At 43.1% G+C, this 14,503-nt stretch carries 10 protein-coding genes; 2 read left to right on the forward strand and 8 right to left on the reverse strand.

The window, feature by feature from the left end; genetic code table 11:
• Positions 1-16: 16 nt before the first annotated feature.
• Together hutH and hutI are read left to right on the forward strand one after the other, a co-directional pair.
• Entirely contained in the window at positions 17-1,492 is a 1,476-nt protein-coding gene (gene hutH / locus EHV08_RS03415; protein WP_126677991.1) for a histidine ammonia-lyase, read from the forward strand.
• Positions 1,489-2,739, forward strand: coding sequence for an imidazolonepropionase (gene hutI, locus EHV08_RS03420; protein WP_126677993.1), 1,251 nt, complete (start codon positions 1,489-1,491; stop codon positions 2,737-2,739). The genes hutH and hutI overlap by 4 nt, the downstream gene beginning before the upstream one ends.
• A gap of 115 nt (positions 2,740-2,854) precedes the next feature.
• Here the strand turns inward: hutI and EHV08_RS03425 are convergent, their stop codons facing one another.
• The 8 genes from EHV08_RS03425 to EHV08_RS03460 form a co-directional block, all read right to left on the reverse strand.
• Positions 2,855-3,193 (reverse strand): hypothetical protein, encoded by a 339-nt coding sequence (locus tag EHV08_RS03425; RefSeq protein WP_126677995.1) that lies wholly within the window; start codon positions 3,191-3,193, stop codon positions 2,855-2,857.
• Positions 3,194-3,201: 8 nt separating this feature from the next.
• Positions 3,202-4,167, reverse strand: coding sequence for a tRNA epoxyqueuosine(34) reductase QueG (gene queG / locus EHV08_RS03430; protein WP_126677997.1), 966 nt, complete (start codon positions 4,165-4,167; stop codon positions 3,202-3,204).
• Positions 4,145-4,756 (reverse strand): polysaccharide deacetylase family protein, encoded by a 612-nt coding sequence (locus EHV08_RS03435; RefSeq protein WP_126677999.1) that lies wholly within the window; start codon positions 4,754-4,756, stop codon positions 4,145-4,147. The genes queG and EHV08_RS03435 overlap by 23 nt, the downstream gene beginning before the upstream one ends.
• 112 nt (positions 4,757-4,868) lie before the next feature.
• On the reverse strand, positions 4,869-8,204 hold the full coding sequence (locus EHV08_RS03440; RefSeq protein WP_126678001.1) for a protein O-mannosyl-transferase family: 3,336 nt from the start codon (positions 8,202-8,204) through the stop codon (positions 4,869-4,871).
• Between the two features lie 341 nt (positions 8,205-8,545).
• On the reverse strand, positions 8,546-8,998 hold the full coding sequence (locus EHV08_RS03445; protein WP_126678003.1) for a YqaA family protein: 453 nt from the start codon (positions 8,996-8,998) through the stop codon (positions 8,546-8,548).
• On the reverse strand, positions 8,974-9,924 hold the full coding sequence (locus tag EHV08_RS03450; RefSeq protein ID WP_126678005.1) for a hypothetical protein: 951 nt from the start codon (positions 9,922-9,924) through the stop codon (positions 8,974-8,976). The genes EHV08_RS03445 and EHV08_RS03450 overlap by 25 nt, the downstream gene beginning before the upstream one ends.
• 50 nt (positions 9,925-9,974) lie before the next feature.
• Complete coding sequence (gene purD / locus EHV08_RS03455) at positions 9,975-11,243, reverse strand: phosphoribosylamine--glycine ligase (protein ID WP_126679403.1); 1,269 nt, start codon at positions 11,241-11,243, stop codon at positions 9,975-9,977.
• 352 nt (positions 11,244-11,595) lie between these two features.
• Positions 11,596-14,496 (reverse strand): PD-(D/E)XK nuclease family protein, encoded by a 2,901-nt coding sequence (locus tag EHV08_RS03460; RefSeq protein WP_126678007.1) that lies wholly within the window; start codon positions 14,494-14,496, stop codon positions 11,596-11,598.
• Positions 14,497-14,503 lie beyond the last annotated feature (7 nt).

Genomic DNA, 14,503 nt, shown 5'->3' on the forward strand with positions numbered 1-14,503 from the left:
AACTGAACATTAAATCATGATACATAAAATAAGTGCAGAACATCTCTCTATCGAACGTGTGGGAGAGATTATCTATAACGGTTATAAAATAGAACTTAGTGATGATGCAAAGCAGCGCATCGAGCGTTGTCGCAACTACCTCGATGAGAAGATTGCAAGCAATCCTGAGCCAGTATATGGTGTGACAACAGGATTTGGCTCACTTTGCAATGTGTCGGTGAGCAAGGATCAACTTACTCAACTGCAAATCAACTTGATAAAGAGTCATGCCTGCGGAACAGGTGAGAGCGTTCCGAACGATATTGTTAAGATAATGTTGTTGTTGAAAATTCAGTCATTGAGTTATGGATATTCAGGCTGTAAACTTGATACTGTGCAACGACTTGTTGATTTCTTCAATAACGGAGTTTATCCTATTGTTTATCGTCAGGGTTCTCTTGGCGCTTCCGGCGACCTTGTTCCACTGGCTCATCTTTGTCTCCCACTTGTCGGACTTGGTGAAGTAGAGTATGAGGGCAGTGTGATTTCGGGTGAGGAAATGTTGCGCCGCAAGAATTGGACACCTATCGAACTGGCAAGCAAGGAAGGGCTTGCTTTGCTCAATGGTACGCAGAACATGAGTTCATTTGCCGTATGGGCATTGCTTCAGGCTTATCGTCTTAGCGATTGGGCAGACCGTATCGCATCTATGTCACTTGATGCTTATGACGGAAGAATAGAGCCTTTTACGGAGGCTGTTCACCTCGTCCGTCCACATAAAGGACAGTTGGAAACTGCAGCACGCATGAAAGAGATGCTTGAAGGTTCGGAACTGATAAAGACTCCGAAGACACATGTGCAGGATCCATACTCATTCAGATGTGCTCCACAGGTTCATGGTGCTGTTAAGGATACCATAAGATATGTCACTTCGGTCATAGATACAGAGATAAACTCGGCAACCGACAACCCTACCGTATGCCCTGACGAAGACCTTATCATCTCTGCCGGAAACTTCCACGGTGAACCTATCGCGTTACCTATAGACTTCCTGTCTATTGCAATGAGCGAACTTGCTAACATATCTGAGCGAAGAATATACCGTTTGGTTTCCGGAACACGAAACCTTCCGAGTTTCCTTGTTGCAAATCCTGGACTTAACAGCGGTTTCATGATTACTCAATACACCGCAGCATCATGTGTTTCACTTAACAAGAGTCTTGCCATGCCGTCATCGGTTGACAGCATACCATCATGCCAAGATCAGGAAGACCATGTCAGCATGGGTGCTAACGCTGCCATCAAATTATATAAGGTAATACTGAATGTTGAGCGTGTGCTTGCCATAGAGTTGTTCAATGCCGCTCAGGCTCTTGATTTCCGCAAACCTCTGAAATCATCACCGAAGATCATGGAGATATACGATGAATATCGTAAGACGGTGCCATTCATCGAGGATGACAAACTGATGTATCCGTATATTCAGCGTTCAATAGAGTTCTTGCGTAAATGAAACTGTTTGTAAAAAACATCGGTACTCTCGCGGGTCTGAACCCCGATGGACTTCTGAAAAGGAAAGGGGCAGAAATGTCTATACTCCTTTCCATTTCAGATGCATGGCTCTTTGCTACTGATGGCATTATAACGGCTTATGGTTCTATATGCGGCGACAATGCAACAGCAGTCTCATACGAACAGCAAGCCGATACTGTTGTGGATGCTGAGGGTGGCACCGTGCTGCCATCTTTCTGCGACAGTCACACCCACATAGTCTTTGCCGGTAGTCGTGAACAGGAGTTTGTTGACAAGATAAACGGCCTTAGTTATGCAGAGATAGCACGAAAAGGAGGCGGTATCCTTAATAGTGCAGATCGTTTGCACAACCTCTCGGAAGACGAACTCTATGAGCAGTCTATGCATCGTGTGCGAGAGATAATAAAGAAAGGTACAGGTGCGGTAGAGATTAAGAGCGGTTACGGACTTAGTACAGAGGACGAACTCAAGATGCTCCGCGTAATACGTCGTATCAAAGAGACAACACCGTTGAAGGTTATGAGCACTTTCCTTGGTGCTCATGCTGTTGCACGTGGCTATTCACAGTCCGATTATGTCAATCTGGTAATAAATGAAATGATTCCCGCTGTTGCCGCAGAAGGGTTGGCAGACTTCATTGACGTGTTCTGTGATGAAGGTTTCTTTACCTTTGAAGAGACATCAAGGATTCTTGAAGCCGGTGCACGTTACGGAATGCGAGGAAAGATACATGGTGAAGAACTTGCACCGTCAGGAGGTGTAGAAGTGGCTTTAAAACATTCGGCACTCTCTGTTGATCATCTTGAAAGCATGACCGATGAAGACATAGAGATGATGCGCGACACCGATACCATGCCGACAGCATTGCCGGGGACATCTTTCTTCCTGAACATGCCGTTCGCTCCCGGTCGTAAGATGATTAGTGCCGGTCTGCCGTTAGCAATAGCCAGCGACTATAATCCTGGTTCAACACCATCTGGTGACATGAAGTTTGCTATATCTCTTGCATGTATCAAGATGAGACTGCAACCGGAAGAAGCAATCAATGCAGCCACGATAAATGGTGCCGCAGCAATGGGACTTAGCAATAGTTATGGCTCGCTTGCTCCGGGAATGGTTGCCAATTTCTTTATTACCCAACCCATTCCTTCTCTTGCTTTCATTCCTTATGCATACACGACACCGATTATCCGCCGTGTTTTCCTGCAAGGAAAAGAGGTAGAATGAATGTGCTGACATAATTGTTCTACGATAAACTTTTAAACACACTGAAATATTCAGGGAGAATGTCTTAATGTAAACATTCTCCCTGTTTTTGTTTTCCCGAAAATATTATATCATGTTATGGCATTCTTCCTTGCAGTAAGGCAATGAAATTTTTACGATAAGTATCAACCATTGTGTTGAAAAGGGTCTCTGACATACAGACCGATTTCATCATATCGGGCGTTATCTCTTTTGTCGTATCGTTTGTTTTAATGCCGTTAATTGCCGCAATCTGCGGATATACGGATTGATGGAAAGCGTTTGCGATGTCTTCATAGTGTTCAAGCATTATCTGCTTTAGAATTTTTGGCTCAAGTTGCTCAGGCATTTTGCCTACCTCCTTTATAATTGTTTCTTTTGTAAATTCAATGAAAAAACTATTCACCAAATCTTTTATTGCTTCTTCTTTATTCATCGTTCTTGTTATTTCACTTTATTTATATTACGCATCAATCCTTCGTATTTTGCTCTTTTTACGGCACTCCCTTTGAACAATCTACGATAGTCTTCCTCGCTTAGTGACTGCCATTGTTCGCGTGTCATCTCCATGAGTTCTTCTTTAGGTTGCAGCAAAGGTTCGTTGGTAGGGTGGGCATAGCGATTCCACGGACATGCCTGTTGACAACGGTCGCACCCATATATGGTATCGCCCATTGCCTTAGCCATATCGTCCGGGATGTCACCTCGGTTTTCTATTGTCTGATAAGAGAGGCATTTCGATGAGAGAAAGGTACAATGGCCTTTGTTTTCTCCACTCATCATCAATGCTTTTGTAGGACAGGCATCTATACACTTATGGCAGTTTCCGCATTTCGACTCCATCGGACTGTCATATTCCAATACGATTGGCAGAAACACTTCTCCGAGAAAGAACATGCTGCCTGCACGCGGAATTATCAATTGATGATTGCGTCCCACCCAGCCAAGCCCTGCTTTCACTGCCCAATAACGTTCCAATACCGGTGCACTGTCTGAGAATACACGGATGCTTTCTTTATCGAAAAGAGGCTCGGATGATGTGTAGGAAGAGTCTTTTCCAAATACACGCTGTACCAATTCCCTGAGTTTTCCCTTTACGATGTCATGATAGTCCTGCCCCAATGCGTATGCCGCAATCTGATATTCACCTTCCGGTAAACGATTGGCAGGTGCATAGTTAAGAGCAACTGAAACGATACTGCGTGTTCCTGGAACAAGAAGTCGGGGGTCGAGTCGCTTCTCCAAATGGTTTTCCATATATGCCATAGTGGCATGGCCGCCATTGTCAAGCCATGACATGAATCCTTTTGCCACATCATGACTTACCGCCTCGGCGCGTGCTATGCCACAAGCAGAAAAGCCGAGACTTAAGGCCTCGGCTTTTATCCTAATCGAAAGTTCGGAATTCATATCCTTGTTCTTTCAGCCATTTCAGTGCCCTTGGCAATGCATAGTGTAGTTTGTCTATGCTTTTCAGAGAGTCGTGGAATGTTATTATCGACCCGTTGCGAGTATATTTTTTGACGTTTTCGAGTACGTCTTCTGCCGTTACACGTTTTGAGTAGTCGCGAGTGACAACGTCCCACATCACAATCCTGTAGTATTTGCTCAACCAATAGTAGGGACTGTGACGCATCCAACCGTGAGGAGGGCGAAATAAGTGCGAGTGAATAAGTTCGTTTGCCTGATAAGTATTTATTATATACGTTGTTGTCCAGTGCTTGAAACCACTGATATGATTCATTGTGTGGTTTCCTATCTGATGCCCCTCCTTTACAATACGTTCGTACAGGTCGGGGTGTTTTTTTACATTATCTCCAACCATGAAGAACGTTGCCTGTGCATCGAATTGCTTAAGTGTGTCGAGTATGAACGGCGTAGCTTCCGGAATGGGTCCGTCATCAAAAGTCAGATAAACCGACCTTTCATTCGGATTCATTCTCCAAGTTGCTTTTGGATATAGCCATCGCAACCATTTGGCAGGCTGTTCTATAAACACTGTGGGTTATTGAAATTTAAATATAAAACATAAAAGTCAAATGTTAAAAAATAAAGGAGTATGTGTGAGAGAGTTCACCAAGACCATTATCTTTTAACATTTGACTTTGAATTTATTTTATTCCCGCTCTAGATCTGAATACATCACCGAGTTTGAGAGTGCGCTCTTGCAGGTTCATCTTGTAGTTTTCACCAAAAGCATCAGCAATTTCTATACACTTGTTCATGATGTATAAGTTGTTCATACAGTCGTTGTATGACTGCGAGAAGCGATTATCGTTTAGCGAGAGATACCATTTCACATATTGCTCGGCATTCTTGAAAGTCTCGTCGAGCCATACTTTTGCTTTCGCTTTGTTACCTGCGATTATGTATACCTTTGCAAATTCAAAACCGCCACTGCTGTAGTTTATCGGTACATTGTATGCCGGTATTTCTTTCTCGGCACGGTCAAGCACTTCCAAAGCCTTGGCATTCTTGCCTTCTGTTATGAGGTTGAGTGCAAGTTCACCGAAGAGTCTGCGGTGGGTATAGCACATACGCATTATGGTCCAATCGAGATAAAGTCCTTTCTTGTTCAAACCTCCGAACTTAAAGCGTGTCATCAGGTTCTTATATACACGTTCTGTATCAAAATTCCTGACACCCTCAACGTTTGTTTTGAATGGAGTGATGCGATTAGTCAATCCTTCACAAACAAAGTTTTCGCCCAAACTCATGAAGTTTTCAGAGCCCACGGTTGTTGCCACATACATCGGCCGTGTCCAATTACACTGCACGAGCATTTCAAGAAGCATGATGTCTGATTTTGACAATCCGCGACGACCGGCAAGCGATATTTCCATGATGTCGGGTATGGTGTCGCTCGGCATGAACATTCCGCTGCGGCGAACTGCTTCCTTATCCACTTTCAAGTGTAGCGTGTCGGTAGGTATAACACGCATATCCGGGTTTTCGTTGTGCAGCCAATATTTGAATATGTTCGATATTTCAAATGGGTCATCACCGAGTTGCTTACGCGCTTCTTCAGGATTCTGTCTGTAGAAATCGAGTATCTGTTGCTTTCCGCTTGGGTCTATGATTACCCAGTCGTTTGTACCACTCTCATAATTGATTCGCGGCCATGTGATAGGTACTGCAGGAGAGTTATATGCCGGACGTTTCATCTGGTCGATATACCAATCTGTTTGCAGATAACTAAGGTTACACACACGTGCGTCAGTCCTTATTCCTTCCGTTTCTTGGTCATACCACAATGGGAATGTGTCGTTATCACCATTTGTGAAAATTATCGGAAAGTTGTTGTCTTGCAGAGACATCAGATAGTTCTGACCGAAATCGCGACACATGTATCTTCCCGAACGGTCATGGTCGTCCCAGTTTTGGCATGCCATGAGAACAGGAACGCCGAGTGAAGCCAGTCCTACAACGATTGCCGGTACCACACCTTTCAACTTCATGCGTCCGAGCATGTCAATTGTTCCGGCCACGCCGATACCACACCATATTGCAAAAGCATAGAAAGAGCCTGCGTAAGCATAGTCGCGTTCGCGTGGTTGCACCGGAGTTTGATTAAGGTAAATCACAATGGCCAAACCGGTCATGAAGAATAGGAAGAATACCACCCAGAACTGGCGTATTCCGACAGGGTCAACCTCTTCTGTTGTCTTTCCATCTACCGTAATCTTACGCTTGCGTTGATAGAAAGCCTGCCAGAACAAACCAATCAGACCGAGCAGCAGTGGCAGACAGTAATATACGTTATGCCCCTTATTGTTTTTCAAGTCATCTGGCAACATATCTTGGTCGCCAAGTCTTAAGTTGTCAATAGGCTTGAAACCGGTAAGCCAGTTGCCGTATTCCAACTCGCCGTTTCCTTGCATATCATTCTGTCGTCCGGCAAAGTTCCACATGAAATAACGCCAATACATGAAGTTACACTGATATGAAAGGAAGAATTGCAGGTTTTCAAATTGTGTGGGAATCTTTATGTTATCGCCCCATTGTCCGGCAACGATTCTTCCATTAATACCTCCCATCCAACTCTCGTACGACTCTGCATGTCCCGGGTCATACATTCGTGGGAAGAACATGTTCTGTTCAAATACGTAGTTCTTCTTGTAGTCAACAATAAAATATCTGTCTTTTTCGTCCGGAGAGGCTTTCTCCTTGCGTTGATAGATGGGAGCACCACCGCTCTCCACCGGATAACCTTTTGAGTCGCGTTTCACTTCAGACGTGTATGCCTGTCCATAAAACAGCGGTCGGTAACCATATTGATCGCGACTGAGGTATGAGCCCAGTGTAAATATGTCTTCTGGTGAGTTCTGATCCATAGGAGGGTTGGCTGCCGAGCGGATAACAATAACTGCGTAAGTGCTATATCCGATCATGAGCATCAGCATACACAACAAAGTAGTGTTCTTGAAGCGTGTTGTGATGAGATTCTTTCCCCGGTATTTATAGAATAGTACAAATGCAAGTCCTGCAAGAACTATCAATCCTATAAAGAATGCACCCCAACCATATCCGTAGAAAGGAATACCAAGCATACCTACAGAAGCGAGGTAAGCAATGTTTTGACGCTTCTGACTATGGTCGGAATATGTTTCCCAAATGGCCCATATTACGACAGAAATCAGCAATAACAGATAAATGATTGTTCCGGAATTGAACGGCATGCCGAGAGTATTCACGAAGAACAACTCAAACCAACCTCCGACAGTGATGATTCCGGGAACAACACCATATAAGATTGCAGCCACAATGACAAACGAAATGCCTAAAGCAGCAAGCGAACCCTTTAGTGTGGCATTGGGGAAACGACGGTAATAGTAAACCAATACGATTGCCGGAACGCAGAGAAGGTTGAGCAAGTGAACACCGATTGACAGACCGGTCATGTAAGTAATGAGCACCAGCCAGCGGTCGGAATGCGGTTCGTCGGCATGGTCTTCCCATTTCAATATCAGCCAGAATACTATTGCTGTGAATGCAGAAGAGTAGGCATATACTTCTGCTTCTACGGCCGAGAACCAGAATGTGTCGCTGAAAGTGTAAATCAGTGCACCAACAATACCACTCGCCTCGATGCTGATCATCTGAGTGAGTGTCATTTCACTTATGTCACGCACAAGCAATTTCCTTACCAAGTGTGTAATGCTCCAGAAAAGAAACAATATACACGTGGCGGAAAGCAGTGCACTCATCGTGTTCACCATGCGTGCAATCTGTGTCACATCGCTTGTGAACTGAGAGAAAAGATTTGCTGTAAGCATGAAGAAAGGTGCGCCGGGTGGGTGACCTACTTCAAGTTTGTATCCGGTCGTGATAAACTCTGGACAGTCCCAAAAACTGGCTGTCGGCTCAATGGTCAGGCAGTAAGTGATGGCTGCAATGGCAAAAACCATCCACCCAAGCACGTTATCGACCAGTCTAAATTTTTTCATTGAATCGTGAGTGTTTTATAAAATTTCCCTTTATTTAATGATATGCAAAGGTACAATAATTAATAGACAGAATGGTGTAAGATAATGTTCTTTTTTGTTTTTTTAAGTTATATACAACTCATGTGTTCACAATTAATCCTTAATCAGTCATCGGAAAAATTGTAGTACAGAGCAGTTGTATTTTCAAATTGGGCTGATTTGCTTTTCAATTTCGCCTAAATTGGTCAGCAATTTCGCCCAATTTATTCTGCAATTTCGCCTAATTTGGTGTTGTGACAGGAATGTGTGGCGTTAATGTTTATAATGAATTGATAGATGTTATAATTCTTACTGTCAACTCCTTACATGAATAAGTCGGCACCATATACAAGTAAGACGTATCTCAATACCTTTCCAATGGTTATACTTGCTATAGAAAGGAATATGTTAGAACGCATAAGTCCGAGAAGTACGGTTATGGCACTGCCAATTATTGGGATGAATGCGAAGAAACCCATTATTGCTCCTCTGTCACCCATAAAGCGTTTGGCGCGGTTCATGTTCTTGTTGCTGATGTGCAGATAACGCTCGAACCACTCCGTTTTTCCCATTCTACCGACACTATAGTTGAACATGCTACCGGCTACATTCCCGATACTGCCGTATATAATCAGTGGCAACGGATCGAGACCGGCGGCAAGTAAAGCAAGGATTACAGCCTCGCTGCTGAATGGAAAAACGCTTCCGGCGAGAAAGGCAGATAGCAACATGCCCCAATATCCGTATCCAATCAGAATGTCAGTAATGGAGTCCACAGGCCTAAAAAGTAAGTTAATACGGGGATTAATATTGCAGTTGCCATGAGTAAAAGTGTAGCGATATTTGTAAGACGGGTATGAGTCAGAGATATGAAATGTGCTATCAACGGACTCGTGTTTATTATTGCTATACGTATAAGAAAGTCGAAATGCTGAGGCTGAAGAATAATGAATGTTATTGTTGCAGTGTTAATGGTTATGAACATCTCAAAAATCATTCTGGTGCGTATCTTGTCCCAGTTGCTGTTTCGCAAAAAATGAACAGTTCCGATAGCTGCACATATCATTACGAAAGTAAAAGTTATGATATTATATGCGTTGAGACAGAAAATATTAGCGATGCTTCCGAATTCGGCAATCGAAATGATATGGTTGATTGGTTCAGAGAAATCTCCTAAATATGCATAATATCCGGCCATGAACCAATATGGCAGAATAAGTCCGAATAGTGATGCAAAGAATGTACGCCAGTTTAGTGCTGTCATGTTGGTGGCAAGCATTATCCATAATAATGGCACGTAAAAGAGTGTCTGAACAAATAATATACTTGAAATGCCTACGCATAAAAAGGCATAAAACACCCAAACCATTGCATTGCGATTCTGAAAAGATTTTAAAAACAAAATATAGAACAGTGCTGTGCAAACCTCTATTATTCCGCCTTTTAAGGAGGAAAACAGATAGACCGAACTGCATATCATGAACATGAATGAGCAGGACACCATTCGGCTATATATGCGTATCAGTGAATTGGAATTGTTCAGTTCCACCATAAGGTATGTTGTTACTGCAAAACAAATAGATGAAAGCCATAAATTTTGTTGCACCAAACCATAAACAAACCATAGCACAATCGCTATTACGCTTGTTACCGGTAGTGCCAGCCTGCTCTCTGCAATTTTGTTCTGAAGTCGCTTAATCATACTATCCCTTTTAAATCTTCCATCAACGCTTATCCCTCAATGTTCAATGCCTAAATATCCTTACCAATATCGGTACGGAAATACTTGTCGGTGAATTTTATCTTATTTGCTCCGGTGAATGATTTTTCGAGAGCATCTTCCTTGTCTTTTCCGTATGAAGAAACTGCAATCACGCGTCCGCCATTTGTGACAACCTTTCCGTCTTTTAATGCTGTGCCCGAATGGAAAACAATGCTTTCGCAGACATCTTCGATTCCTTGAATTTCGTAACCTTTCTTATATTCTTGCGGATAACCACCGCTAACAAGCATTATGCAAACCGCTGTACGGTCGTCAAACTCCACTGTTCGTTTGTCGAGATTTCCGAGAGCAACGCCTTGGAACAGTTCTACGATGTCGCTCTTCAAGCGTAACATTACACTTTCTGTTTCCGGATCGCCCATTCTACAGTTGTATTCTATTACCATAGGCTCTCCGTCAACGTTGATAAGTCCGAAGAATATGAATCCTTTATAATCGATGCCTTCTTTTGCCAAGCCTTCAACGGTGGGGCGTATGATTCTGTTTTCCACCTTTTCCATCCATTCTCTTGTGGCGAAAGGAACCGGTGTTACGCTGCCCATTCCACCGGTATTTAGGCCCGTATCATGTTCTCCGATGCGTTTGTAGTCTTTTGCTTCGGGCAGTATTTGGTAGTTCTTGCCGTCAGTGAGAATAAATACGGAACATTCTTTGCCGCATAGGAATTCCTCTATTACAACCTTTGCCGATGCGTTTCCGAACATTCCGCCGAGCATTTCGCGCAATTCTTTCTTTGCCTCATCAAGAGTTGGCAGTATCAATACTCCCTTTCCCGCGCATAGTCCATCGGCTTTAAGTACATACGGGGCTTTCAGTGTTTCAAGGAATTTTAGTCCCTCGTCAAGCATCGTTCCGTCGAAAGTGCGATATTGTGCCGTAGGAATATTGTGCCGTTGCATGAATGCTTTTGCAAAATCTTTAGACCCTTCGAGTACGGCACCTTGCTTCGATGGACCGATAACGGATATATGCTTGGTTCGTTCATCGTTGCCGAACTCGTCGTAGATTCCTTTGACGAGTGGGTCTTCCGGTCCTACAACTACCATATTAATGTTGTTGATAACAGCAAAATCCTTCAACTTGTCAAATTCGTTAACACCAATCTGTACATTTTCGCCGACATTTTCGGTTCCGGCATTGCCCGGTGCTATATATAGTTTCTCGCATTTTGTGCTTTGTGAGATTTTCCATGCAAGGGCATGCTCACGTCCTCCTGACCCCAAAAGTAAGATTCTAATCGGCTTCATCATTTCTGTTTCCGGAAAATATATTGTCTTTTCCTTTGCAGGATATCTGTTTATTATACAATTTCTTTCCATATTGTTTATATTTGTGAGTGCAAAGTTACAATAAATCATTGTAATATTAGCAGTAATTTTAAAGTTTAATACATGCTGTGTTTCTCTAAGTTAAAAATCCCAGTTGATATGCTATGGAAACGAAAATATGTATGGATATTTTTAAAGACTTTATATGTCATTGTTTATTTCATTGTCCGATATTAATTTTTATGTATATAAAAAAAGCAATATAGCATTATGTGTGTTGCTATATTGCTTTTAATGAGGTATTTATTAGTTTTTTAATTCTTTACCAACAGAGTTTTTTATATGGACATAGGTTACAACGTTCACTCACTTTTGTGGGTTTGAATGTTGTGGTAGTGTCAAAAATTTCGGCCATTATTCTTTTTGTGTTTTCCATGAACGAATTTTCCATGCTTGCAATGTCGTTTATATATTCTTTCTCTTTGCCCGGCTTGAAGAAAAGTATGGGGTTGGTGTCATCGGCATATGAATGTTGTATGAAAAGCAATGCAGGAGATACCGGTTTGCGGTTTCCTTTTTGTTGTCTGCTGATAAGCATGGCGTAGAGCATGGACTGAAAGTAATAGTCACGGTGCCTGTCGCGTTTTGCCTGCGGGTAGAACACTGCCTCAACGTCGGCAAGCGGAGATGTTATTTCTCTGGAGCTCGTCTTGTAGTCGACAACTCTTATTATCTCCTGTCCGCTTTCCGGGTCGGTTACTTTATCAATTCGGTCTATGCGTCCTCCTACTTTTATTGTTCTTTCGCCGTTATTCGTTTGTATTGTTATGTCCTCGAACACGTCATACTCAAGTCCGATGATTATGAACGGTGCAAGTTTGATGTCAAGCCTTATCAGCATTTCCACGTATTGCCTTATTACTTCTCGGTTGATGAGTTGTATTCCGTTATAATTCGGTTTGAAATCATAATTGCCGTTTACCTTGAATAGTTCCTTTTTGAACGCTTCGTCAATGGCACGGTATATTCCGGCTTTGTCTTTCAGTAATGCTTGTAACGTGCTGCGTGTTATTATGGATTCGCCGGCCTTGTTATATAGTATCTCTGTCGCATCGTGGAATATAAGACCGAAGATGCGGTTGTCGATGGTGTCATCGTCCGACTCGTTGTTCTCTTTCAGTCGTGCCACATATCTGTAGAAGAAACGTAATTGGCAATACAGGTAATTATTGATTGCGGTAGGTGATAAGTAATCAATGTTCTCAAGGACTGTTGCAACTTTTTTGTCCTTTGGAATATCCGTCGGGATTGAGGCTCTTGTATTTTGCCCTGCGGATAAAACATGTTTGGAGATGTTCCATGTATTAGGCTTTTCAACCATCATTTGAACCATGAACCGCGACATTTCTCCTGTCTGCCCGCCCTCGGTAGAGTTGTTATATACTATTGTTACGTCCTTGCATCGCTGTATGATACTATTAAAATAGTAGGCATAGACCGACACTTTGTTTTCTATTGTTGTAAGGCCATGACCATATCGTATAGAGTGGGGGATGAACGATGAGTCGCTAACGCCCTTGGGCATGTTCCCCTCGTTGCATGATAGTATGAGGACGTGGTCGAAATCGAGGTTTCTCGTTTCGAGCACTCCCATTATCTGCACACCCTCGACAGGCTCTCCGTGGAATGGGATGGATGTAGTACCGATAATTTGCATTATCAGTCGGCGCAATGTTTCAAATCCCACGATCAGGTCACCGGCCGTTATCAGGTTCTCTATGCGTGTCAACAGGGTATAGGTTCTGAACAACGACTCCACGGCAAATCCGTTCTCTTGTACGTTTTCCTTTGGGAAATGCATTGCGATATGTTTCACGATATCGGCCATTCGCTTTGTAATCTGTCTGTTGTAGTTCTCAGATGCCATATCAACGGGGGCGAACAAGAGCGATAGATGTTCGTCAAGCATAAGTTCTTCTGATTTCGGGAAGTAGCGGTGATGCTTATTAAGTTCGGCGCGCAGCAGTAATGCCTTTTCCGATATATATCTTGAATAAGGGTGGGAGAGCACCGAGTTGATGAAGTGTAGTCGGAACACGTGTCCGTCCTCGGCATAACCTTCGGAATGTAATGCGAGGAAATTGGTTATCAGTGTTGTTATCGGTGCTTGAGAAAGAGGATAACCGGTGGTTACGTTTACGGCCGGAATTTCGGAAGGGAGACAATGGATAATGGTTCGCAGAAGTGTTTCGTCACACATTACGATGGCTGTGCGCCTGCCATGCAACATGCGGTTGTTGTCATTAAGCCATTGACTTATGTATCGTGCTTGAATATTCTCCGTTTGAGCGCAGATATATTTTATCTCCTTCTTCTCTTTCATCGTGTCGAATATATCGGTGCGGTTCGGCGCAAGTTGGTTGGCGAATTTTTCTCTTAACCGAGAGATATATTTGCCGGCCTCGTTTGCCACGGTGTTGTGTTCGTGCATGAAATATTCGTCATAGTCCCAGTAAAATAACGCACGTCCCTCTTCATGTAGCATTGAGAAAAGGCGTATCTCCACTTCCTGAACTACGTTGAAACCAACGAAAATATATTTTCCTGAGTTCAGGCGGAGTTTTCCGTCTTCAATCACTTTCCTATATAATGCTCCCTCGTATGCAAGCCCTTCGTTGGCGAGTGTTTCGTTGAATTTATGGTATATTTCGGCAAGGCTGTTCCAAGCCTTTATGAAATTTTCTTTCAGTTCTGAGTTTTCGTTGTCGAGCACGATGTTGAAGAAACGCTCTATGGCTTTCTTTTGTTCCGGAGTGAATTCCATTTTGCTTTCAAGTTCGTGGAATGCCGTGACGTTTGAGAATACGGCATCCGCATCGGCCATATTCTTATCGATGTCGTCGAAGTCGGCAATCATAAGTTGCCCCCAGCCGTAGAATTTGTCAAGTGTCAGTTCTGCTGAGCCATGATATACCGAATACACTTTGAAAAGTTCGCACACAAGTTTTATTGGGTCAGCGACAACCGTTTCAGTTTGACTTCTGAATAGTTCGCTTATCGTTACGTATTGTGGACTCCACATCGGTTTACCCGCTTTCAGAGCGAGAGCTTCGTTAAGGAAAAGCGATGCTCTCTTGTTCGGGAATACTATCGTGATGTCAGAGAGGTCTGTGCCGTGTTTAGCAATAATATCTTCTGCTATATGTTCTAAAAATGATGTCATGATTCGC

The sequence above is a fragment of the Prevotella koreensis genome (genome assembly GCF_003977605.1).
GTDB classification, from domain to species: Bacteria; Bacteroidota; Bacteroidia; order Bacteroidales; family Bacteroidaceae; genus Prevotella; species Prevotella koreensis.

Coding starts and splice junctions, on each gene's coding strand:
- hutH (WP_126677991.1), top strand. CDS start 17: ATGATACATAAAATAAGTGCAGAACATCTCTCTATCGAACGTGTGGGA.
- hutI (WP_126677993.1), top strand. CDS start 1,489: ATGAAACTGTTTGTAAAAAACATCGGTACTCTCGCGGGTCTGAACCCC.
- EHV08_RS03425 (WP_126677995.1), bottom strand. CDS start 3,193: ATGAATAAAGAAGAAGCAATAAAAGATTTGGTGAATAGTTTTTTCATT.
- queG (WP_126677997.1), bottom strand. CDS start 4,167: ATGAATTCCGAACTTTCGATTAGGATAAAAGCCGAGGCCTTAAGTCTC.
- EHV08_RS03440 (WP_126678001.1), bottom strand. CDS start 8,204: ATGAAAAAATTTAGACTGGTCGATAACGTGCTTGGGTGGATGGTTTTT.
- EHV08_RS03450 (WP_126678005.1), bottom strand. CDS start 9,924: ATGATTAAGCGACTTCAGAACAAAATTGCAGAGAGCAGGCTGGCACTA.
- EHV08_RS03460 (WP_126678007.1), bottom strand. CDS start 14,496: ATGACATCATTTTTAGAACATATAGCAGAAGATATTATTGCTAAACAC.